This window comes from Psychrobacter sp. ANT_H59, from assembly GCF_008369225.1.
Classification (GTDB): Bacteria; Pseudomonadota; Gammaproteobacteria; order Pseudomonadales; family Moraxellaceae; genus Psychrobacter; species Psychrobacter cryohalolentis.
Genome location: NZ_VOBE01000001.1, coordinates 292,965 through 318,224 on the forward strand (window position 1 = coordinate 292,965; position 25,260 = coordinate 318,224).

17 protein-coding genes are annotated in these 25,260 nt (G+C 43.2%); 5 read left to right on the top strand and 12 right to left on the bottom strand.

Features of this window, described 5'->3' with window-relative positions:
- Positions 1–307: 307 nt before the first annotated feature.
- Positions 308–1,327, top strand: a complete 1,020-nt coding sequence (locus FQ083_RS01145; RefSeq protein WP_149408413.1) for an LLM class flavin-dependent oxidoreductase — start codon at positions 308–310, stop codon at positions 1,325–1,327.
- Positions 1,328–1,451: 124 nt separating this feature from the next.
- Here FQ083_RS01145 and FQ083_RS01150 read toward each other — a convergent pair whose 3' ends face one another.
- From FQ083_RS01150 to ispF, 5 genes are all read right to left on the bottom strand, one after another.
- On the bottom strand, positions 1,452–2,411 hold the full coding sequence (locus FQ083_RS01150; RefSeq protein WP_149408415.1) for an AEC family transporter: 960 nt from the start codon (positions 2,409–2,411) through the stop codon (positions 1,452–1,454).
- A 250-nt stretch (positions 2,412–2,661) separates the two neighbouring features.
- Positions 2,662–4,560, bottom strand: a complete 1,899-nt coding sequence (gene mnmG / locus FQ083_RS01155) for a tRNA uridine-5-carboxymethylaminomethyl(34) synthesis enzyme MnmG (RefSeq protein ID WP_149408416.1) — start codon at positions 4,558–4,560, stop codon at positions 2,662–2,664.
- A gap of 276 nt (positions 4,561–4,836) precedes the next feature.
- Positions 4,837–5,364: a hypothetical protein gene (locus tag FQ083_RS01160; protein WP_149408418.1), complete on the bottom strand. Its 528-nt coding sequence runs from the start codon at positions 5,362–5,364 to the stop codon at positions 4,837–4,839.
- A 255-nt stretch (positions 5,365–5,619) separates the two neighbouring features.
- Complete coding sequence (grxD, locus tag FQ083_RS01165; protein WP_011280514.1) at positions 5,620–5,970, bottom strand: Grx4 family monothiol glutaredoxin; 351 nt, start codon at positions 5,968–5,970, stop codon at positions 5,620–5,622.
- 149 nt (positions 5,971–6,119) lie between these two features.
- On the bottom strand, positions 6,120–6,626 hold the full coding sequence (gene ispF / locus FQ083_RS01170) for a 2-C-methyl-D-erythritol 2,4-cyclodiphosphate synthase (RefSeq protein ID WP_149408420.1): 507 nt from the start codon (positions 6,624–6,626) through the stop codon (positions 6,120–6,122).
- A gap of 252 nt (positions 6,627–6,878) precedes the next feature.
- Between ispF and mnmA the strand changes: the two genes are divergently transcribed.
- The 3 genes from mnmA to purB all read left to right on the top strand — a co-directional run bounded on the left by mnmA (position 6,879) and on the right by purB (position 11,472).
- Positions 6,879–8,105, top strand: a complete 1,227-nt coding sequence (gene mnmA, locus FQ083_RS01175; protein WP_149408421.1) for a tRNA 2-thiouridine(34) synthase MnmA — start codon at positions 6,879–6,881, stop codon at positions 8,103–8,105.
- 55 nt (positions 8,106–8,160) lie between these two features.
- Positions 8,161–9,999 carry a hypothetical protein gene (locus tag FQ083_RS01180; RefSeq protein ID WP_149408423.1) on the top strand — a complete coding sequence of 613 codons (1,839 nt, stop codon included), beginning with the start codon at positions 8,161–8,163 and terminating at the stop codon, positions 9,997–9,999.
- A gap of 81 nt (positions 10,000–10,080) precedes the next feature.
- The gene (gene purB / locus FQ083_RS01185) at positions 10,081–11,472 is read left to right on the top strand and encodes an adenylosuccinate lyase (protein ID WP_149408424.1); all 1,392 of its coding nucleotides are present in this window, start codon (positions 10,081–10,083) and stop codon (positions 11,470–11,472) included.
- Between the two features lie 125 nt (positions 11,473–11,597).
- Here purB and FQ083_RS01190 read toward each other — a convergent pair whose 3' ends face one another.
- Positions 11,598–11,783 carry an NF038104 family lipoprotein gene (locus tag FQ083_RS01190; RefSeq protein ID WP_011513481.1) on the bottom strand — a complete coding sequence of 62 codons (186 nt, stop codon included), beginning with the start codon at positions 11,781–11,783 and terminating at the stop codon, positions 11,598–11,600.
- A gap of 131 nt (positions 11,784–11,914) precedes the next feature.
- Here FQ083_RS01190 and FQ083_RS01195 point away from each other — a divergent pair, with 131 nt between their 5' ends.
- Positions 11,915–13,087, top strand: coding sequence for a cupin domain-containing protein (locus FQ083_RS01195; RefSeq protein ID WP_149408426.1), 1,173 nt, complete (start codon positions 11,915–11,917; stop codon positions 13,085–13,087).
- A gap of 160 nt (positions 13,088–13,247) precedes the next feature.
- On the opposite strand, the gene guaD is transcribed toward FQ083_RS01195, so the two are convergent.
- From guaD to putA, 6 genes are all read right to left on the bottom strand, one after another.
- Positions 13,248–14,705, bottom strand: a complete 1,458-nt coding sequence (guaD, locus tag FQ083_RS01200; RefSeq protein WP_262880812.1) for a guanine deaminase — start codon at positions 14,703–14,705, stop codon at positions 13,248–13,250.
- 213 nt (positions 14,706–14,918) lie between these two features.
- Entirely contained in the window at positions 14,919–15,905 is a 987-nt protein-coding gene (gene xdhC, locus FQ083_RS01205) for a xanthine dehydrogenase accessory protein XdhC (RefSeq protein WP_262880813.1), read from the bottom strand.
- Positions 15,898–18,468, bottom strand: a complete 2,571-nt coding sequence (gene xdhB / locus FQ083_RS01210; protein ID WP_149408428.1) for a xanthine dehydrogenase molybdopterin binding subunit — start codon at positions 18,466–18,468, stop codon at positions 15,898–15,900. Before xdhB ends, xdhC begins: the two co-directional genes overlap by 8 nt.
- 164 nt (positions 18,469–18,632) lie before the next feature.
- Positions 18,633–20,291, bottom strand: a complete 1,659-nt coding sequence (locus FQ083_RS01215) for a xanthine dehydrogenase small subunit (protein WP_149408430.1) — start codon at positions 20,289–20,291, stop codon at positions 18,633–18,635.
- A gap of 763 nt (positions 20,292–21,054) precedes the next feature.
- Positions 21,055–21,744, bottom strand: coding sequence for a 1-pyrroline-5-carboxylate dehydrogenase (locus tag FQ083_RS01220; RefSeq protein ID WP_149408431.1), 690 nt, complete (start codon positions 21,742–21,744; stop codon positions 21,055–21,057).
- 11 nt (positions 21,745–21,755) lie between these two features.
- Positions 21,756–25,013, bottom strand: a complete 3,258-nt coding sequence (putA, locus tag FQ083_RS01225; RefSeq protein ID WP_149408433.1) for a bifunctional proline dehydrogenase/L-glutamate gamma-semialdehyde dehydrogenase PutA — start codon at positions 25,011–25,013, stop codon at positions 21,756–21,758.
- Positions 25,014–25,260 lie beyond the last annotated feature (247 nt).

The window sequence follows — 25,260 nt, forward strand, 5'->3', positions numbered from 1 at the left end:
CATGTTGATAAAGTATTAATGATTTGATTCATTGCCGCTTTATCACTAGCCAATCAAAAAAAACAGGTAACTTAGGTTGCCTGCTTTTTTTAGTGCTGCAATATTGCTTGTGCCCTATTCATAATGTATTACAACTTTATAGGCACGCCTTTATATCTATAAACGCACATTGATAATTGTTAAGTGAGCTTAAATACTGAGTTAGTCTACTTTGTTATGATTCATTAACACTGACTATAGGTACTTGAAACTATCACTGACTATAAGCATATCAGTAGAAAATAATTAATACACTACTGGATAATTTATGAGTAACAAAATCCCTTTATCTTTCCTAGATCTCGCACCTGTCCCTGAAGGTAAAAGCATTGCTGAAGGTGTCGCCCAAACCGTTGAAACAGCGCAGCAAGCCGAAAAATCTGGCTTTAATCGCTATTGGATGGCAGAACATCATAATATGCCTGGTATTGCTAGTGCAGCGACGTCAGTGCTATTGTCGCATATTGGTGCTCAGACCAAGCGTATACGTATTGGCGCAGGTGGTGTGATGTTGCCCAATCATGCCCCGCTCGTCATTGCTGAGCAGTTTGGTACCCTGCAAGCATTATATGGCGACCGCGTAGATTTGGGTTTGGGTCGTGCGCCCGGTACAGACGGTGCAACTTTTCAGGCATTACGTCGCCAGATGCAAGATGCTGATCGCTTTCCACAAGATGTGCAAGAGTTGATGTACTTTTTGGGAAATGGCACAGATGATAGCCCCGTACAAGCGTTCCCGGGTGCAAAATCCAATATTCCTATTTGGATATTAGGTTCTTCCCTTTTTGGTGCGACCTTAGCAGCGCACTTAGGATTGCCATATGTGTTTGCTTCACACTTTGCACCGCAAATGCTTGGGCAAGCCATCAATGCTTATCGCGAGCAATTTAGACCATCAGCTTACTTAGACAAGCCTTATGTCATGCTAGCGGCAAATTTATTGCTTGCGGACGATGATGCGACCGCCCATTATCACTTTACCTCAGCACAGCAGAGCTTTGTGCGTTTACGCCGTGGTGAAACAGGTCAAATGCCAAAGCCTACTCATGATATGGATAGTATCTGGAGCGCTGCTGAGAAAATGATGGTGGATAGTGCGTTGTCGGTATCGTTTATCGGTTCTGTTGAAACTGTCAAGCCAAAGCTTACAGCGTTTCTTGCTACCTATCAGCCCGATGAGCTGATTGTGACAGCAAACATCTATGACCAAGCAGCACGTTTGCGCTCACTTGAGCTTGTCTCTGAGCTTAATTTGTTTGATTTACAATCAACAAAAGCATTTGTATAACTAAAAAAACCTCCCCTTCTATAAAGATGGGAAGGTTTTTTAATCAGGGGTTGATAAACTCTTAACAACTGTCTTTTGATTTAACCACTGTTTGATAAGTATGTAGTCATTTATCAAACAGTGGTTAAATTAGTCCCATAGCGCGTAATATTGCTGCGCCAATCGCCATGCCAAACATACCAACTACTGTCGTAAATGCCAAAATATTGGCCGCTAAAATATCATTACCGCCCATCGCTTTTGCCATCACATAACTTGCTGCTGCTGTTGGTGATGCAACCATCAAAAACAGTACGCCCATATGTACGCCCGTTAAGCCAAAAGCAAAACCAACCGCTATAGCAACCAACGGTGCAATAACAATGCGTCCAATGCTTGCCTGCATAGAAAGTCCAGAAGGATGCAACATCGATTTCAAATTAATACTGGCACCAGCACAAATCAGTGCAAGCGGTAAAGCAACTGCTGCTAATAACCCACCGGTGATATGAATCACACCCGCTATCGGTGGTAGTGGCAACGCCTTATAAGTAAAGGCTGCAACGAGTGCAATGATGAGCGGATTGGTAAATAGCTTTTTAATAATCATGGTACTACGACTGAGCCAAGTATCCTCTATACTCTTAGACACTCGGCTGAGCGTAATCACCGCTAAGATATTAAACAGTATTGTCACCACACCCATATATACTGCGCCAATACTTAAGCCAGTCGTCCCATAGGCGTTGGCAACGGTTGCCAGTCCAATAATCGCCATATTGCTGCGAAAGATACCTTGTACAAAAACCCCTTGATTGGCAGGGTCGCTGATAAAGCGCTTGGCATAGAGCTCAGAGCCGATAAACAGTATAAAGGTCACCACAATACCAGCGCCTATCAATACCACTTGCTTCGCATAATCAACGTCACTATCGACCACACTAAAAAACAGCAGACAGGGCAGACAATAATTAAAAACGAAACTAGAGGCCTGATCGATAAACACCTGATCCGCCTCACCGCGTCTTTTCATAAAAAAACCTAACCACATTAAGACAAGGTTGGGCAAGACGATGGTCATAGCAAAAATAATGGCATCAATCATAAATAGGCTCAATTTAGTGACAAGCCCATCATAATGTGGACAATAGCGAGGTAAATTAATAAAAAAGATATAAGTAATAACAATAGAGTTGGTAATTCGTAGAGCCAGTATAAAGAGAAAGCAGCAACCAAGACAAGTGAGTACACCTCTTTCTTTTAACAACGGTAGTATTTTGGCAATAAAAAAAGCCCATAACGACTTCTCGGTATAGGCTTTTTGCTTTTCTATTTTTTAAGTCATTGATACATTGTTATGACGCGTTTAATGCTGCTTTTACTTTTTTCTGTTTCTTGACCGTCATTGCTAGTAGCTGGATAGCAGCCGGTGTGACACCACTGATACGTCCCGCTTGAGCCAATGTTGACGGACGGACTTGCGCAAGTTTTTGGACAATCTCATTGGACAACCCAGATACTACACTATAATCAAAATCTATTGGTAGGGCTGTATTCTCCAATCTCTTCATCTGATCAATATCTTCTTGCTGACGATCAATATAGCCTGCATATTTGACAGAAATTTCAATCTGCTCTCCCACTTGGGCATCGACTTTCGAATCAGTGATGGTAGCGATATCAGCAAAATGAATCTGCGGACGCTTGAGCAAATCAAAAGCTGTTGCCTCTTTGGATAGCACCTCGCCCGTTTGCTCTGTGACTTTTTTGCCCAATGCATTGGCAGGGGTTGCCCACATATCTTTGAGGCGTGCGGTTTCTGAAGCAATGGCTTCCATTTTTTCTTCATACGCTTGCCAACGCACATCATCTACTAAGCCAAGCTTACGACCGGTTTCAGTCAAACGTTGGTCAGCATTGTCTTCACGTAGCAATAAGCGATACTCTGCACGACTGGTAAACATGCGGTATGGTTCGGTCGTGCCATGCGTAATCAAATCATCGACAAGCACGCCAAGATAGGCTTCATCACGGCGTGGTGTCCAGACATCAAACTCATTGTTTTCACAAGTGACTAGAGCGGCATTGGTACCAGCTAATAAACCCTGTACGCCTGCTTCTTCGTAGCCAGTTGTACCATTGATTTGACCGGCAAAGTATAAGCGGTCAATCGATTTGGTTTCAAGCGTTGGTTTTAGGTTTTGCGGATCAAAATAATCGTATTCAATCGCATAGCCTGGACGGGTAATATGCGCGTTCTCTAAGCCTTTCATACTATGAATAAATTCTAACTGCACATCAAACGGCAAGCTGGTTGAGATACCGTTTGGATATAGCTCATGCGTAGTCAAGCCTTCTGGCTCGATGAAGATCTGATGACTGTCTTTATCGGCAAAGCGGTGAATCTTATCTTCAATAGATGGACAATAACGTGGACCAACACCTTCGATTTTGCCAGAGAACATCGGTGAGCGATCTAAGTTTTCACGGATGATATCATGCGTGCGCGCATTGGTATGAGTTATATAGCAATTGACCTGCTCAGGATGCATGGACACATCGCCCATATAACTCATTACTGGTAGCGGTGTATCACCCGGCTGTACCGTCATCACACTAAAATCAACACTACGCGCATCAATACGGGCGGGCGTACCTGTCTTTAAGCGACCAACAGGGAGTTTCAGCTCACGTAAACGATCAGCAAGCTTAATAGAAGGCTGATCGCCTGCGCGACCACCTTTTGAGCTCTCAAGACCAATATGAATCACCCCGCCTAGAAACGTACCTGAGGTTAACACGACCGTTTGCGTATTAAAAATAATACCAGTAGCAGTCACAACCGCTGTGGCACGACCGTTTTCAACTAGAATATCATCGGCTGCTTGTTGGAAGATATCAAGGTTTGGCTGATTCTCTAGCGTATGACGAATGGCGGCTTTATAAAGAATACGATCTGCTTGCGCTCGAGTGGCTCGTACAGCGGCACCCTTACGACTGTTAAGTACTCGAAACTGGATGCCAGATTTGTCTGTTGCCAGTGCCATTGCGCCGCCAAGTGCATCAATCTCACGCACCAAATGCGATTTACCAATACCACCAATCGCAGGGTTACAGCTCATCTGCCCCAGCGTTTCAATATTATGCGTCAACAGCAAGGTTTGCGCGCCCATACGTGCGGCCGCCAAAGCAGCTTCTGTGCCAGCATGACCGCCACCGATCACCACCACGTCGTAATTTTTTGGGTATTGCATGTAATGCCTCACTTGACTGATCACGCTATGCTTAGCGACAGGCTATTATTTAATAACAGGAACTGGGTAGATAAGTGTCAGTCGAATTTAAAAAAGAAATAGCGACTAGAATATAGAACAAGCCGCTATTAGCTGAATAGATAACCACTAATTATAACAATTTTTTATCATTTAAAAAACGTTATACGAAAAACTATTGAGATTAACGATCAAGAAGTTTTGATTAACGTTGATAGCATTTACCAATGCTCATTCCCAACGTTTATTTGTCAGGACTTATTTGCCAGGACTAAGCGGCACAATACGATCCGCCTGCCCACTCGCCAGCATATGTTGGCTGCCATAGCCTTCAGGGTTAATCTGTAAATAAGCATTCATCTGCCCGATAGCATCGCCATCATCACTCGCCAATATATACTGTTTAATCGTCTCAACGGGTGGTAGTGGCAAGTTTTTTAGCAATGCCAAACGTTGCTGGTTGTCGCCTTTATTAACGACCAGTTCAATAAGTTGACGCGCATCAATGGGTAAATCTGGCGTATTCTGTGCCAATAACGCCAAATGATAAGCGCCCGCAGCATCTTGATCCGCGACAATACGCTGTTCAATCGCAATATAAGTGGCTTCTGTTGCGCCGCCTGCCACGCTAAGCTGATGAATACATTTCAGCGCTGAATGTGGCTCATTGCCAGCGATTTCAATAATGCGCGTGGATTCATTTTTTAAGTGCTCGCGACGTTTTTCAATCGCAGCTTGCTCGGCATCTTGTATTTGAGTGGCTTGGCTATTTAATTCGTTAGTCATAAAACTCTCTTATTATTGATTTAATGTTTCTCAATGTTTCGAGGTATTGAACATCGATATTAAGAGTTATATGGGGATAAAGTTGGCAAAAACAATTGAACTTGCTGACTGTCAATATTAAAAAATAAAAAATCCGAGCAACCTTTAATAAGGCGACTCGGATTTGGGTACTTAGGATCGAATGTCAATTATATCAACATCTTAATGCCACTTAGATATTTAAGCATTAAACGTCGATATAAAGTGCTCTCGATATTAAGCAGCTGGGCTATTTGCTTCAACCAAAGGCTTAAGCTCGCCTGATTGATACATTTGCAAAATGATGTCTGATCCGCCCATCAATTCACCATCAATCCATAGCTGCGGAAAAGTTGGCCAATTAGCAATTTGTGGTAACGTTGCGCGGATTTCTGGATTTTCTAAGATATTGACAAAAGCAAATGGGCGACCAATTTGTGTCAAGACTTCAATCGCTTTGGCAGAGAAACCACACTGTGGGAACTGCGGTGAGCCTTTCATATACAGAATGACTTTGTTGTCTTTGATTTGGTTACGAATCAGTTGTTCAATATCGTTGGCAGCAGTATTTGGGGTTTGCTCACTCATAAAAACTCCTATTAATTAAAACTATTTATAAAAAAGACAGGTAACATTAAATTTATCATGTGGCTGCTACATGGGGCAATCTTAACCATATTGCAAGCAGTTTTGAAAGCTGACAGCCATAATCATACGCACTGATATACTATTGAGAATTAAACGCCAGACGCATTCGGCACCAATAATACCACGGCATTGGCCATAATACCCTCTTGCCGACCGGTAAAGCCCAATTTTTCAGTGGTGGTTGCCTTAACACTGACATTACTCACATCGGTCTGCAAATCACTAGCGATGTTAGCGCGCATGGCTAAATTATGTGGTGCTAGTTTTGGGCGCTCACACATTACGGTAATATCAGCATTACCCAACATATAACCTGCGGCCAAAACTTTGCCATACACATAACGAAGTAGTACGCGTGAATCTAAACCGGCATTTGCCGCATCGGTATCTGGAAAATGTTGCCCGATATCACCAAGTGCCAAGGCACCAAGCAAAGCGTCAGCAAGTGCATGCAGTACTACATCACCATCAGAATGCGCAAGTAAGCTGTGCGTATGATCAATAGGCACACCTGCCAGCACCACATATTGCTGCTGTTGACCATTATTATGAAACGCATGAACATCAATACCTTGACCAATTTTTATCATTATCATTCCAAGTAAATTAATGGTGATTAGGATAATTGAAAACCATTATCTAAATTTTTAAAGCGATTTTACCGCCAGTAAGATGCCATAGCTCGCCACCAGTTTCAATTAACTGGTATAATATGACGCTTATTTTATCATAATACCCAATCCAAAAGATAAGCTGACGTCGTTCTGCTGAGACTACGCATGGTAGTGATTGCATAATTTTGGCGTCAATATGTATTTTGGAGAACGTATAAATAGTTGAGCCGCTTTATGTCAGCCATACCAAACGCTTCTAACACATCAGCTTCTGCTTCTTTTGACGCCCATCGCCCTCTAACGCTTGCCGATATCAATGATCCTAGCACTAAGCATGTGATTGTTGGCATGTCAGGCGGAGTCGACTCTTCTGTGTCTGCCGTATTGCTTCAGCAGGCAGGCTTTTTGGTCGAAGGTCTGTTTATGAAGAACTGGGAAGAAGATGACGGTACCGAATATTGTACGGCGATGGATGACTTAGCAGATGCGCAAGCGGTGTGCGACAAAATTGGCATAAAACTGCATACCGCCAACTTTGCCATGGAATATTGGGATCGCGTCTTTGAGCATTTTTTAGCGGAATATAAAGCGGGTCGCACGCCAAATCCCGATATTTTATGTAATAAAGAAATCAAGTTTAAAGCATTCTTAGATTATGCATTAACGCTTGGTGCCGATTACATTGCCACTGGTCACTATACGCGGCGCAGTGTGAACTATAAGAATAATGACGGTATTGAAGTGGCTCAATTGCTACGTGGGCTCGATAATAATAAAGATCAAAGCTACTTCTTACATGCGGTTGGCGGTGACAAGCTTGCCAAAACCCTGTTCCCAGTTGGTGAGCTCGAAAAACCAGTCGTTCGTCAAATCGCTGAAGAGCATGACCTTATTACCGCCAATAAAAAGGATTCGACTGGTATTTGTTTTATTGGCGAGCGCCGTTTTAAAGACTTTTTACAGCAGTATTTGCCGGCACAAAAAGGCGATATCGTCACTGATGATGGTATTACTATCGGTACGCATGATGGTCTTATGTACTATACATTAGGGCAGCGCGGCGGTATTGGTATTGGCGGAGTGAAAGATCGTCCCGAAGAACCATGGTTTGTGCTCGCAAAAGACTTAGATAACAATCGTTTGATCGTTGGACAAGGTCATGAGCATCCGATGATGCTGAGTAATGAGCTGCATGCTTATAAGCTCGATTGGGTCGATGGTTTACCGCCTGCAGATATATTTAGCGAAGATGGCTTACGTTGTATGGCAAAATCGCGCTATCGTCAGCCTGACCAAGCTTGTACCGTATTTGCTAACAATGAAAATGGTAGTGAGGTACGAGTGGTATTTGATGAGCCACAACGTGCCGTTACTCCTGGTCAATCAGCGGTATTTTATATTGAGGAAGTTTGTCTAGGCGGCGGCGTGATTGCTACTATTGATGCGCCTTGCGGAATTTGACATCTCATTTATCCTTAATTAATAAAATGATTTGCCTTTGTTTTTAGGATATTGAATGACCGCTCGCTTTTTTGTTTTACTTACTCTTCCAACTTCTTTTTCGTTATGGGCGAAGCGAGGTCTTACGCTTACTTTTATGGCGGCGTCATTTAATTTGCAGGCTGCACCAACAAATATGGGTAGTATTACAGTTACCAGCTCTAATGCTTCGGCTGGTACTGCTTCTGGCACATATGTAGCAGCAGGTTCTGGTGCTACCGGTAGTTTTACTTTAGTTCGCAATGAAAATATTGGTTATAACAATAGCGCTGAGATAACACCAGCTAGTGGTACGCGCACCAATGGTATTGAAATCAGGAATGATTCTAATACTAGTATTGATAGAGATAAGTTTAAGTACACCTTTACTATTACTCCTGATGACAATGCTTCTATACATACCATAAAAGTTGGGCAAGCTAGCTATTCAATGGGTGGTAACTCAGAGATTGCACGTCAAACATTAAGCTTCACCCAAAATAGTCAAATTATTACACCTGCGCAAGCTACCATCAGAAATAATCCAAACGTCCCCTATTTTTATAATGCCATGGGTGATTATTTTATGGGTAAAAAACTGGCTGGAAATAGCTTTAGCTCTAACAATACGGTTACCTTGCCACAGCTACGTTTCGATAGCTCAAATGGTGGGGATAGCGGCTTATATTATTATGGAATCACTGCGCTTAACGGTAGTGGTAATAGTAGCTCGTTTACGCCTACTACCAATAGTAGTGGACAAGTATCTTTTGCATCTGGTCAAAAAAGAGGTACCTTGCCCCCTATGCCCACCTTTACCAATATTCTAAAAGAAACCTCTACCAGTCCCAATAATCAGACGACTTATCGGGCATTGAACGTAAACGACGTCATAGCTAATAATAGCAGCTACGTCAGCTATGGTATCTCTAATACGGACAGCAACTATGTTCTTGCGGTTAAAAATGCCAAGACTGTCACCTTAACTTACGAAGGCATCATGAGAGGTAATAGTGCTATTGAAGCGGATGTGGTTGGAGAAACCTATAATGAATGGATCAGCTTCGGGGTAGAAAGCGAACCTCTCTATTATGTTTTTTCAGGAACAGTATTTAACGATAATGGTGGTAATACCAATCCACAAGTCAATAACTCTGGCTACTTTAACGGTATTTTTGATACCGTCTCCGAAAGCGGAATTTCTAACAGTACTATTAAACTAGTCGATTGCAACAACTCAGATATAGTTTACGCTAGTGAAAATTTACCTATGACTGGTGTTGGGCAATATCAACTTAGAACGCCCATTGCCAATCTGAGCGGCAAAAATACTGTCTGTTTGACAGAAGAAAACAGTACGAATACACACCCTATTCGCACTACTAATAGTAAAAAACAAGTGGATTTAGCGCCGAACAAATATTTTTATGATACCAATAATTTTGGTAGAGTCGCTGCTGAAAATGCTGCTCTAGTACTTATAAAATACCAATATGTAAATAGCTGTCCGGCGACTATTGATTACCCCAATATTAGCAATACCGCTGCTGACAACCCTAATAGTGGTTTTAGTACGAAACCTATTGATAATATTGAGCCTAGAAACTGTATTGCCTATAAAATTACGGCAACCAATCGAGCCAACCTTTCTATTGATAACTTCATAATGCAAGATATGCTTCAAAAGAAGGGAGAAAAAGGGGCCACGGTCGACTCAAAACTGATTGCGCCACTTTATAAGCCAAATGATTATGCTTCTGATAGTGTGGCTATCGGTAACAATGGTGTAATTAAAACCAAAATATTTACTCTAGCGGCAAAATCATCTTACGACTTTTACTTCAATACTAAGTACGGTACAACGCAATCTAATTAATACATGATGATTTTTCAGATTAAATCATTTTTTACATTTTTTTAACCAGCTGTAATTTCAATAACTTTTTGAGGCAATGATATGAATCTACTTACCGCACTCTCCCCAATCGATGGTCGCTATGCATCCAAAGCCGATAGCTTGCGCCCTTATTTATCAGAATTTGGTCTGATTAAAGCGCGTGTGACCGTTGAGATTCGCTGGTTACAGTCATTGGCTGATAATAGCGCGATTGGTGAGTTGGCAGAATTCGATACCAATACCAATGCGTTTTTAAATGCTATCGTAGATAACTTTAGCGAAGCTGACGCGCAAGCGATCAAAGACATCGAAGCAACGACCAACCATGATGTAAAAGCGGTTGAATACTTTATTAAAGATAAATTCCGTGGTCAGGCAGCACTTGAAGATTCATTAGAATTTATTCATTTTGCTTGTACCAGTGAAGATATTAATAACCTATCTTACGCACTTATGCTCAAAGACAGCCGCGAAATCGTCGTTGCTAAAATGCAAGAAGTAACGGATAGCATCGTTAATCTAGCAATTATCCATGCTGATCAACCGATGCTTTCACGTACTCATGGTCAAACGGCAAGCCCGACGACTCTAGGTAAAGAGATGGCAAACGTTGCTTATCGTCTAGCGCGTCAAATTAAGCAAGTCGGTCAGGTAGAGTTGCTCGGTAAAATCAATGGTGCGGTCGGCAACTATAATGCTCACTACGCCTCATATCCTGACGTTGATTGGCAGAATCATGCTGAAAAATTCATTAATGAACGTTTAGAATTGACCTTTAATCCTTATACCACGCAAATTGAGCCGCATGATTATATCGCTGAATTGTTTGACGCAGTAAAACGCTTTAATACCATTCTAATCGACTTTAACCGTGATATTTGGCAGTATATTAGCTTAGGCTATTTTAAACAGCGCCTAAAAGATGGTGAAGTGGGTTCTTCTACTATGCCGCATAAAGTCAATCCGATTGACTTTGAAAACTCTGAAGGTAATTTGGGTGTAGCTAATGCCATGCTTGCTCATTTGGGTGAAAAGCTACCGATTTCACGTATGCAGCGCGATTTGTCTGACTCTACCGTGTTGCGTAATATCGGTGTTGGTCTAGCACAAAGCATGATTGCTTATGATGCGTGCCTCAAAGGCGTCAGCAAACTTGAATTAAATGCCCAACGTTTAAATGATGACTTAGATAATGCACAAGAAGTGTTGGCAGAGCCGATTCAAACGGTCATGCGTCGCTACCGTGTTGAAAACCCATACGAGAAGCTTAAAGCTCTTACCCGTGGTAATGCCATGACTCGTGAAGCAATGCTTACTTTTGTTGATGGCGATGAATTATCGGCAGTCAGTGAAAGCGATAAAAACAGTTTGCGCGAAATGACGCCTGCTACTTATATTGGTAATGCGGCTGAACAAGCACGCACGATTAAAGAATGGATTGCTAAAATTTAACTGGCAATCAGCTCATCTCTATCAAATGCAAAAAAAGATATAAATGAGCACTCATTTATATCTTAATAAAAACCTTACTCTAAACACTATTATTTTTTAAAATACATAGTTGATGGGTGAGGTTTTTATTCTTTATCGTCTTTATCACTGCTATCGCCCGGTATGATAGCTTTACCCACAGCGACCGTACCTTTAACCACACCTTTAGTGGTTTTATAAGCGATTTTAGCAGGTACAGTAACAATTTTATGTACACAAGCTTGCAGCAAAAACATACTGGCAATAATAACGATAAAATGCAATTTTTTCATAAATGTCCTAAGAATAATTATAGGCTCTGATGACAGTCATCAGATAAGCAATAATCATAAACTAATAAATCCTGCCTATAAAGCCATCATTTCTATTAATCTTATAACCAGTTAACCATACGGATTTATCCATGACTTCTATCCCCCTTTGTTTACCGAATACCATTACTCCTGAGCAATTCTTAAGCGATTATTGGCAAAAAAAACCCCTCTTGATTAAGCAAGGCTTACCGCAATTAATTGGTATGTTTGAGCCGGAAGATATCTTAGGCTTAGCCATAGATGAAGACGCTACTGCAAGGCTACTGACTCAAGCTGCGAGCAAACAAGAAGGTCAGCCGCAATGGCAACTTAAAAAGAACCCACTAACTGAAGCCGACTTTGATAACTTACCTGAGCAATGGTCAGTACTGGTACAAAATCTTGAGCAATGGTCGCCGGAACTTGGCGCATTATGGCAGGCGCTTGATTTTATACCGCAGTGGCAGCGCGATGATATTATGGTGTCTTATGCGCCAAAAGGCGGCTCGGTTGGCAAGCATTATGATGATTACGATGTATTTCTAGCGCAAGGGTTTGGCTCTAGGCGCTGGCAGTTAGGTAAGTTTTGTGATGAGCAGACCCAATTTGTTGCCGATGAGCCGATACGTCTATTTGATGATATGGGCGAGATTATCTTTGATGAAATCTTAGAAGCCGGTGATGTGCTATACGTGCCACCAAAATTAGCACATTTTGGCGTAGCGCAAGATGATTGCCTAACCTTTTCCTTTGGCTGCCGTCGTCCAAACTTGATGCAAATCATTGACAGCCTTGCCGATGTCGCGACCAATGACAGCGCTTTATTTATACCGATGTTATTACCACAAGCTATGCAAGCGTCAGGGGCATTAAAGACTGACAGCATTGAGGCGATTAAAACTCAATTATTACAACTGCTCCAATCTGAGCGCGGTGATACGATTATTCGCCAAGCCGTGTCTGAAGTGGTCAGCAAGCGTCAATATGATGTGCTTGTCCCTGAAGAGTCGCTGACGACTGATGAGATGATAGCAGCATTGGCAACTGGCGCGACGTTGCAAGCAGATTACAGCAATCGTTTGTTATACACCCAGGCGGATAATGACATCGTTTTATATGCCAATGGGCAACGCCTAGATGATTTGCATGAAACATCGATAGCACTACTGGTACGCTTATCTAATGGCGAGCATTTAACCCTTGACGATATGGAAGGGATTGACCCTGATGAAGTGATGGAATGGTTAGAGAATGGTTGGATATGGATGAATCATCCAGAGTAATGCCATAGTTATTAGCCAGTTTTTATAGCATATTGGCTATTAAGCATTATTTAAAAACCATCAGCGCCTATTTACTAAGATTTAAATGTCTTAATAAATAGGCGCTGATTTTTATGTAAACATTCTAACTTAAGCAAAAAAATACTTTTAATACTTCCCTTTATGCAGTAACCGCTTTTTTATAACGACTCACGCCAGCGATAATCGTCTCTTTAATCACCCTATCATCACCTAACATCATCAATACAAATAACTGCTCATCAAGCGACTTGGTCTGTGTCATACGGCGCTCCATTAAATCAGTGCCTCCCATATCTATCACCACAAAATCTGCTTCTTTATTTGGCATAAAGTTACCTATTTTATTGTCTAACAACAATGACTGCGCGTTGCCTAAAGTAATTTGATATAAGCCTTGATGCGCTGATAGCGGATTACTCTGTAATTGCTGAACTTTATAGGCTTCTGATAAAGTGGTCAGCATCGATAAGCTAGTACCTGCGCCCACGTCGGTTGCGATACTAACGCCGGTATAGCTTAGGGTTTTGGACAAATCAAACAGTCCACTGCCTAAAAATAAATTGGACGTCGGGCAATGGGCTATTTGGGTGCCAGTATCACGTAGCACTTCATATTCTGATGTCGAGAGATGAATGCCATGCGCCAACGTCGTATATCTGCCAAGTAAGCCCATATCATGATAAACGTCTAAATAATCTTTATGATTGGGATAAAGCTCACGTACAAAAGCGATTTCATCAAGGTTTTCAGCCAGATGTGTCTGTAGATAAACACTATCATAACTACGATACAGCTCACCGGTCATTTGTAATTGTTTTGGCGTTGAGGTAATGGCAAATCTTGGCGTAATCGCCACATGCTGACGTCCGCGCTCATGCCATTTATCGATGATATTTTGTGTATCACGGATGCCCTGCTCTGTTGGTACACACAGATGCTCAGGCGCGTTTTGATCCATCAATACGTTACCCGTAATCATACGAGTATTCAGACGGCAGCTTTCGTTAAAGAATGATTCTACTGACTGTGGATGGCTGGTTGAAAATACCAAGGCGCTTGTTGTGCCGTTAGCAAGCAGCTGGTTTAAAAAGAATTTTGCGGTATCATCAGCAATCTTTGCATCACCAAAATTGGCTTCGGTCACAAAGGTATAATTGTTCAACCAATCAAGTAATTGCTCGCCAAACGCAGCAATCATATCTATTTGCGGATAATGTACATGGGTGTCAATAAAGCCTGGCATGATAAGCTTATCTTGATAATCATGAATCTGTACTGGCGCTTGACCCTCTTGACGACTGGCGTTGCCGTACTGCGACATCATTGACGCACAGCTACCATAATCTACGACGCGACCAGTCGCATCATCGACCACCAAAGCACCATTGGCGATATACTCAGGATAAACCTTGACGCCTGCCACCACTGGCAGCAAAGTAACGTTTTTATCGACCACCGTAATGCTAGGACGCTCAGCATTGGTTAAACTATCATTGGTTAAATCAGCCGTCTCTACATGGGTATGCTTGGCTCTTGCCGCCAGATTCTCTTCCGTTAAATAATGCAATAATTGTGCTTGATAAATATGTATGGTCATAAAAAAATCTCACAATAATAGATAAGTATTTTGGTTAAAAATTCATCCATATTATGTGTCTACCCTAATACAATCAAAGAAATACAAGCACAAAGTTACTGAGCGCAGCCTATATCTTATGATGGCTGACGAAACTAAGAACGATGTCTTAATGCATTTAAGGCAGACAGATAAATAGAGAATTAAAAAATTTTTAATTAAGATGAATGTTAGTTATAAATCATGATAAAGCTGCATAACTTGCGCCGCGATAGAGATCGCGACTGCCATTGGCTCTTTTCCGCCAGTATTAAGTCCTATAGGCATGGTCAATTTATCGACTATTTGCTCATTGTAGTCACGCTGTAGCAGGCGATCTCTGAAACGCTTGGCTTTGGTCGCTGAGCTGATACAGCCAAGATAAGGTAATGAGCTGCTATCGATGCCAATTTTTACATAAGCATCGAGCGCGGCACGCACCAAATCAAAATCAAGACTGTGATCATGTGTCATGACCAATATAAAGTACTGAGTGCCTTTTTTTGTTGACGCATTCATCAAGGCACTTTCAATGCTCTTGGCAACAAACGGTTGAACAAAATCGACTGGATCTTCATCAATATGCGGGCGAATGTGAGTAGGCAACTGATAAGTCACTTGCCCCTCTACAGTATCCGGATTATGCGTTAGATAACGCTCAAACATTTCAGCTCGGCTGTCCACCCAGTCAACTTGACAAGGTAGCTCGGCAAGAATGGTCATTAGCGCAGCTGCTACATGCCCTGCGCCAAACACCAGTAATGACATGGGCGGCGTTACATTAAAGCATTCAAACATGACCGTGACGCTACCGCCGCAGCATTGAGCCAACGTAGCACCCAATGGATAATGCTTGGTGTAAACGGCATCGCGGCGTACTGCCTGCGCCTTTGCAGACTTACCTTCTTTTAACGGTTGCGTGCTTCTAGCGTCAGTGCCATTAATTTCACCATTTAGCAATTGCCTAGCGGTTATCGTCACGTCATGTTCAAGGCTACCGCCGCCTAAGGTGTCACAGCATGCATCAAGCGTCACGATCATTTTTGATTGAAGCTCACGAGGTGCTGAGCCATTGACTGCAACGACTGTAGCTAAAACATGCGCAATACCTTGCTGCTGATATTGCGCTAGCCCGTTATACCACTTTGTTGGTGGCATCGGTGTGATTAGTGACTTATTCACTATGTGCCGGTCCGCGAGCCGTTGATACATTTGGATTTTGTATCGCTTCAGGCTGATCATCCGTTAGCTTACCTTCGACTTCTGTTGGATTAATATCCTTACCATGTGCGACTTGCTGCGGCTTGACTTTATCATCATCAATACCGCAATTATCATCGGTTACTGTTAGGCTAGTAATCGTATCTGTATCCGCTTTAGAAGCAATTTCCCACGCTTGACCCTGCAATCGCATTACTGATTTGAGCACTGCTTCTGGCGTTGCCGGCATAGTCAGCTCAGGGTTTTTCTGGTAATCACCTAAGCTTGCAATCGCGTTGTTAATCGCGCACCAAACGCTAGCGGCTAGCATAAATGGCGGTTCGCCAACGGCTTTGGAGTTATAAATAGTCTGCTCTTCGTTTTTACGCTCGAACAGTTTGACGCTCCATTGTTTTGGTAAGTCATGCGCCGTTGGAATTTTATAATTGGCGGCACTGTTTGACGCAAGGTTGCCTTTTTTATCCCAAACCAACTCTTCAGCAGTAAGCCAGCCCATACCTTGAACAAAACCGCCTTCAATCTGACCGATATCAATTGCAGGATTAATCGACTGCCCGACATCATGCAAGATATCGCAGCGCAATACTTTATATTCACCCGTTAAAATATCAATCTCAACCTCAGAACAAGAGGCACCCAAAGCAAAGTAAAAGAATGGGCGACCCCACGCTTTTGAGCGATCATAAAATATCTTTGGTGTTTTGTAATAGCCAGTAGACGATAAGCTAACGCGGTGCTGATATGCGAGTAACACCATTTCAGCAAAGGTTAGTGTTTTTTTATCACCGATATGGACATGATTGCGCTCAAATTTGACATCTTCTGCACTTACGTCAAAATGTTCAGTAGCAAATTCAACCAAGCGATCTCTAATAGTAATACAGGCATTTTGGGCGGCTTTACCATTCATATCAGTACCTGACGACGCCGCTGTTGGCGAAGTATTTGGCACTTTATCAGTGCGAGTTGCGGTTACTTTTACGGTATCCAAGTCGACATCGAATTCATTGGCAACGATTTGGGCAATCTTAATATATAGCCCTTGCCCCATTTCAGTACCGCCGTGATTGATTTGAATGGTACCGTCGGTATAGATATGAACCAAAGCACCTGCTTGGTTTAGCGTCTGTACCGTAAATGAGATACCAAATTTGACCGGCGTTAGAGCCAGACCAAAACGTTTGTCACTACCTTCGGCTTCAGCTTTTCGATTAGCGACTGTGATTTGTTCACGGCGCTTAGCATAATCGTTATCATCAGCTAACGTCTGCATAATAGTCGCCAAATCAAAATGCTCAATTGGCTGCCCATAATGGGTGCTTTGACCATTTTGATATAGATTTGCCAAACGTACCTGCAGAGGATCTTTGCCCAAACTGTAGGCGATATCATCCATCATATATTCAGCGGTCAGCAAACCTTGTGGGCCACCAAAACCTCGATAAGCGGTATTAGATACCGTATGTGTCTTGCAGCGATGACCAGCGATCTGAGCCGCTGGATAATAATAAGCGTTGTCACAATGGAACATCGCCCGATCGACAATGGCATCGGACAAATCTGGTGAATAGCCACACAATCCTGATAGCTGCATATCAACGCCAAGCACTTGACCAGCATCATTGACACCGACATCGTAGCGATTGGCAAATTCATGACGTTTACCAGTGACGACCATGTCATCTTGACGGTCTAAGCGCATACTCACTGGCACATTATGGCGTTTGGCAATGATACCGCACAGACACGCCCATGCCGCAGCTTGCGTTTCTTTACCGCCAAAACCGCCGCCCATTCGGCGCACAACTGTCGTCACGGCATGAAAAGGTAAATCGACCACTTCGGCGACCAGCTGCTGCACTTCACTCGGATGCTGTGAAGAAGTATATACTTCAAGCCCACCATCATCGCAAGGAACAACATAAGATACTTGCCCTTCCAAATAAAAATGTTCTTGCCCCAGCATATGAATATGCCCTGCAATACGAGTAGGTGCATTCTCAAGCTCAGCCTGAGCATCACCGCGCGTCATAAAGTGACTTGGACGTACAAACTGCTCTTGCTTTAGCGCCTCATCAATAGTGAGGATTGCGGGCAGCGGCTCATATTCCACAATGGCTTTGAGCACGGCTTTTTTTGCTGCACGGTGACTAGTGGCAACCACCGTAAATAGCGTTTGACCGACATATTCTGTGATCTGATCGACCATGAGTGGGTCGCCATCAAACACTGCTCCGATATCAGTCTTGGCTGGTAAATCTTTAAAGGTGATGACATCGATGACCCCGTCCGCTGCTTGTACGGCGCTCAAATCCATATTCAATACACGAGCATGCGCGTGAGCACTTTTACCAATTGCTAAATGCAGGGTGTTTTGTGGTTTTAGCATATCGTCCACATAAGTGGCGGTACCCATAACGTGACTAATAGCACTGTCATGTTTGGCTTGGGTGCCAATCTTGTCTTTTGGTGGACGCTGTCTGCGGGTACTGTAGCTGTCAAATAATGAAGAATGGTGGCTCATAATGGCTCTCTCTTATATTTTTAGCAAAACCTATCTCTCTAACAATAGCGTTTTGACTGTATCTTTTAGCGATGCGAAAGTTACGTGAGTTAGCATAATCAAGCAAGTTCAAACACTAGGGCCGTCTATTTAGCCCTTGCCGAGCTTACTTACTATATGTTTCCTTACGCATCTACCGCTTGCACATCAGCAACCAATTGCTTGCCACACTTAATGATTAACCGCTGCATCACATGCATACGATACTCTCGGCTGGCTCTCACATCGGTCATCGGCGAGACATCATTAGGTAGCCTTTGTGCTGCCTGCTCGAAACTGGCAACATTTACTGCTTGTCCAATTAGTGCCTGCTGACATTCTGCTGCCAATAAAGGTATCGCCGCCATGCCGCCAAGTCCAAATTTTGCATCTTGGATAGTCATGCCATCCGCTGACAAATCAAGTCGCGCAGCAAGCAAGCACGCTGAGATATCATCTTCGTAACGCTTACTAATCTTATGAATATAGAGATACTGATGATCTTGCATTAGCGGAATATGAAGGGCAACCACGTAACTACCAGCACGTAGTTTGGTCTTTTTGTAATCTAAAAAGAATTTAGATAAAGGAATGATTTCATCAATACTAGATACTTGATTTGAATGGACATTATTAACATTGATATTGTCAGTAGCGCTGTTAATAGCATTGTCAATAGCAGCACAATGACGCAGATGAATATGAGCATCTAATGCCAATAGAATGGGAGGCAAATCGCCAATCGGTGAAGCGTTAGCAACGTTACCGCCGATAGTGCCCATATTACGGATTTGCGGAGAAGCAATACGTTCAAACAAATTGGCAAACGCAGGGAAATGCTGTTCAAGCGCAGGCAGCATGCTCTTATAGCTCATGCCAGCACCCAATACTAAAGACTCTACTTCGCTATCGCCTTTAGACTGCTCATCGGTATTTAAGCTTAACGCTTGTAGTGACCAAGATTTTAGCTCGTCAATCGCTGACAGTTGTACGATAATATCGTGATCAACCAAGTGTTGCGTCACACTCAAACCTAAGTCCGTACCACCTGCCCAAATGGTCGCTTTTGGATGGGCAGCGAGCACTTGATTGAGCTCAGCAACAGACTGTGGAATGAATAACTTACGTGACCCTTGAGTAAGTGCAGGCTCAATAGTGCCCATTTCGCTTGAAACGGTTTGTCTGCTATTTGCCATCGCATCTGTCGCTAAACTGATGGTCAAGTCTTTGGCGATCGTCTGATCAGCATCGCGTTGTCTACCAATCTCACTCATTGCCAAACCAGCCTCGATAATCGGACGATAGCCTGTACAACGGCAAAGATTCCCACCAATTGAAGCCACGATATCATCGTAGCTTAAATCATCTTTAATGGTTCCCTTTGCGACTTGCAGACGATGATTCTCGTAGGTGCTGGCCAGCGTCATCACAAATCCAGGCGTACAAAACCCGCACTGCGAGCCATGGCATTCGACCATTGCTTGCTGCGCTGGGTGCAATAAAGCACGTTCTGGATGATGTTCAGGATTGTCCGCGATATAAGCTGACGTCATTATATGATGACCATCCATCAATGACAGTAGCGTAATACAGGCGTTAAGGGTATAAAAAGGCAAATCAGAAGAATCTTCACCACTGCTAGGTAAGCGCTGCGCCATCACCGTACAGGCTCCGCAGTCGCCACTGCCGCAGCCTTCTTTGGTATCAGTCTGGCGTTCGTGCAAGCGCAAATACTCAAGCACCGTGGTATTCGGATTGAGGTCAGTTAATTGCTTATATTGACCGTTCAAATAAAAATGAATCATAGCAATGCTCAGCTGTCAGAATAAAAGGAAGATAAAAAACTGCTTTATCTTTAATCGAATCATAAAATCTTAACAATCAGTATCTTAAAGGATAACTGCACACAAATGCGCTGCCCTTAAGTGAGTACTTAATTACCATGTTAATAAAATTTATACGATGATGATCATCATACCTACATCAATACTGAGAGTTATAACTGTATTGAATAAGCTGACTGCCTATCTGACTACTGACTTGCTCAGGCTTAATCTGTTTGCGGTTTGAACTTTTTAATTTACCTATGATGGATGAGCATCTTTAGTAAATACAAAAGCATTATAAAGGGTTTGGGTATCGTCTCAATGACGACTACTCTATCGGAAAATCGAGGAATATAAGCACCGTTAAAACATACTTCCGAGGCTTAGCTTACGTCAACGTTCCGTGTTAAAGGGATTTATTAACCATTTAGTGAATAATTGCTGACTAAACGGTTAACTTATATTATCACCATCTTTGTTTAACTTACAACTCAAAAAATACCTTATTTTGGTTGAAAAGCCAAGAAACTTCATTACTAAAGTGAGTATTTACTAAAATGCCTACCTATCCTACCTCTAAATTTAAGCATAAAAAAACGACCAGAAATTACTCACCAAATATTTGGGAATAATGACTGATCGTCATTTTTACTATTCGAGCTATTTCTTTATTGGCAATAAGCTAATCTTTTAACTTCTTATGAGATTATTGGTTGCCTGTACTAAATTGTTGCTGTTACTTCTATGTGCCAAGCTCTAACAAGCTTGCATTTCCGCCAATGGCAGTGGTATTAATGGTCTTTACACGCTCAGTGACGAAGCGGTATAGATAATCAGGCGTTAGCATCTCTGATAAGCCGTCCATATCAGTGACGCTAATGACTTGCGTCAACATACCATCGGTCTTGGCAAGCTCTTGACTGACCGCTTGCACCTCTTGCCGATTACCAGAGACGGCAACTTGCGCAAGGCGATCGATATATAAAAGCGTGACGGTTTGTGAGTCATTGGCGACACTCAGCACATCATCACTGATGCCACTCTCATAGAGGATTTTTGCCGCTTCAATGCACATCTCATCTTGGCTTGGGCAATGCAATATCACCTCATTACCCGTTAATAATGCTGCTAGCAATTGCCCAAGCACTGCCATCGCGCGAGCAGACTCGCCGCCAACAACCATCGTCTTACCGCGACCCGTCACGTACAAGTCATTTGACTCGCCCGTAGCACCAGTCATACGGTGCTCTTCGTCAAGCATGGGTGAGGCGCTCAATAAATGATTGAACAGACGCTTTGCCTTATTGGCATCACCGGTCAATAATGCCAGTCTTGGTGCGGCTTCTTGCAGATAAGTGGCACGATTCACTGCGCCAAGCAAACGCCAAGTTTCACAAACTTGGCCATGATTTTTTTTGAATTCAGTCGCCATAGTGCTACTCCTTATGCGATTATTGTTTGAGTACTGGTTGCAGTGGTATTGTCTATCAGAGCCACTTGCTCATTAGCCAACTGCTCTGTCGTTAAGCTCATCAGACGGGCGACATAATGTGGACCACCTGCTTTGGGACCTGTGCCCGATAGACCGCAGCCACCGAACGGCTGTACGTTGACGACCGCGCCGATTTGGTTACGGTTGATATAAGTATTGCCGACAAAGGCTCGGCGCTCGATATGCTCTACTGTGTTTTCAATACGGCTATGGATGCCCAAGGTCAAACCAAAACCCGTCGCATTGATTGCATCAATCAGCTTATTTAGATCACGTGCTTCATAACGCAGTACATGCAAAATAGGACCAAAATGCTCTCCACCGATCACATCGATACTTTTTACTTCTATCGCCGTTGGCAATACAAACGTTGCTTGATCTTGACTGACCTCTGAGCTATCACTCATCGGTGTCTGCGCCAAAATCGTAGCCGTTGGCTCAGCGCGCATGCGTTCGATATGCGCTTCAAGTCCGCGCTTGGCATCAATATCAATCACAGGACCTACATCTGTAGTCGCATATAGCGGGTTGCCAACGATTAATTCAGCCATATTGCCTTGCAATAGCTCAATCAAATCATCTGCCATCTCTTCTTGTACACATAAGATACGACATGCTGAACAGCGCTGACCTGCTGAACCAAAGGCAGATAATACCGCATCTCTAACCACTTGCTCAGGCAATGCCGTTGAGTCCATAATCATGGCATTTTGTCCGCCAGTCTCGGCGATAAAGACAGGCAGCTCACCGCTGACTTGAGCATGGGCATTTAGGCTTTGGTTGATGCGCTGCGCCGTTTGGGTCGAACCTGTAAAGATAACACCTGCGATATTGTCCGCAGCAGTCAATGCAGCACCAACGTCGCCCGCGCCAATCACGAGTTGCAATGCTTCTACTGGCACGCCAGCTTGATACATAAGCTGCGCACCAAAATGAGCGATTAAGCTCGTCTGTTCGGCAGGTTTTGCCACTACGGTATTACCTGCAGCCAGTGCTGCAACTACTTGACCGGTATAAATAGCCAATGGAAAGTTCCATGGGCTGATACAAATAAAGGTGCCACGTGCTTTATAAACTTGACGCGACGGCTTGCCTGCCAAATCGGTAAACTCATAAATAACATCATCTAAACGCTCAGCTTCATCAGCATAAAAACGGCAAAAATCAACCGCTTCTTTGATTTCATCAATGCTGTCTTGTAAGGTTTTACCTGCCTCAACTTGGCATAATGCCATCAGCTCTGCATAGTTTTCTTCATATAAGTCCGCTATTTTACGCAATATAGCCGCACGTTTAGTAGCAGCAACCGCTTGCCATTCGCCTTGTCCAGCGACTGCCGCCGCAATTGCTTGCTGTGCGATAGTAGCATTGGCATAGACGACTTCACCGGCAATGACTTCATGGTTCCAAGGCGCACATATAGCTTGCTTGTCAAGCTGATGAGTGTCGCCATCTACCGTATTGTCATTGACTGCGTTGCCATTAATAACAGAAGTCGCAGACCATGTTTTGTATATATGCGTATCGATAGCTGCTTTAAACGGTATCCACTGCGATTCTACAAAGATATTGGGACCAAAGCTGGCACGGCGTGCGCCATAGATAGCTAACGGTAATGGAATATCTGGATTGTGTAGCGTTGCATTGGTTAATAGCTTGTCATACGGATGTACAGTTAGCTTGTCAATTGGATAAGACTTGTCTAATAACTGATGGACAAACGAGCTATTGGCACCGTTTTCGAGCAATCGACGTACCAAATACGGCAGCAGATCTTTATGAGCGCCAACGGGTGCATAGATACGCACAGGGATTTGATAGGCTTGCAAGATATGATCGTACAATGCATCGCCCATACCATGTAGACGCTGGAACTCAAAGTCTCTATGGGCACTCATGGTCATGATTGAGGCAAGCGTATGGGCATTATGGGTGGCAAACTGTGGCCAGATTAGCCCGCGCAAATGCTCTGACAATAAGAAACGCGCGCAGGCAAGATAAGCGGTATCCGTCCCCTCTTTACGCGTCCAGACCGGATAGCCTGATAGACCTTTTTGTTGAGCAAGCTTGATTTCTGTATCCCAATAAGCGCCTTTTACTAGACGTACAGGAATACGGTCGCCAACCTCAGTTGCCAAGCGTGCCAGCCAAGCCAAAATAGCAATTGCACGCTTTGAGTAACCTTGTACAACTAAGCCAAGACCATCCCAATCCGCTGTTAGATTGTCGCGATATAAGGACTCAAATAGTTTTAGCGATATCTCAAGACGATCGGCTTCTTCGGCATCAATACTGATATCAACATTCACCTCACGCGCAGCTTCAATCAACAGTAAGCAGCGTTGACGCAACAGCCCCATGACTTGCGCTTCTTGCGTGGCTTCATAACGCGGATGCAATGCAGACAGCTTGATCGAAACTGATGGCTTAGGCATGCCCTCTTTAACTTTCACACTTGCAGTGGCTTTGATAGCATGCAAATAATCATTAAAGTATTTTTCAGCATCTTTATGAGTAATTGCCGCTTCACCCAACATATCAAATGAGTAGGTATAGCCTTTATTGCGATATGGCTGGCTATTTTTATTAGCGCCTTCAATCGTTTCGCCAAGTACAAACTGGTGTCCCATGATACGCATGGCTTTTTGCATGGCACTACGAATAACAGGCTCACCCATCTTTTTGGTCATGCGATCTAAAAATCCAGATGCCGTGGTATCACTATCGATGCTCACCACACGGCCTGTCATCATCATGCCCCACGTTGAGGCATTGACCATAAAACCATTGTCATTTTTTAAATGTTTTTTCCAGTCAGCGACGCTCATCTTGTCATGAATCAGCGCATCAGCTGTATAATTGTCCGGCACACGAATCAAGGCTTCCGCCAAGCTCATGAGCAAAACACCTTCTTGGGTATCCAAGCTGTACTCAAGCAATAATGAGTCGACCATTTTTACCGCTTTACCATCATTACGCACATGCTCAACCAGCTGACGCGTCTGCGTAGCTGCACTGTCACGCTCGGCATCTGTCGGTTTGGCAAGTGGCAATAACTGCGTCAACCAGCGCTCTTCATCTACGCTATATAAAGGCGATATACGCGCATGTAGCTCTGTTGATGACTGAGCAATATATTCTGGTGATAACAAATCAATAGGATTAAATAAAATCGGCTCTTGCGGGGTAAATTGCTCTACTGGGTTCATAACAACTCCATAACTTGAAAATCCATCATAAGTGATGCGCTGAGGCTTTTTAACATTGAAACTTTTTGATATTGTGACTTTTAAATATTGAAACTTTTAAATATTGTGGCGCTAAAACAACGTCGTAACGCTAAAGTATTGAAACGGTTTATCATCTACCCTATCGAAAACAGCAATCAATCACAATCAGCTATTAAGCAGTGTGAGTGATTCGGCTTTGATAACATACATAACAATGAACAGAACA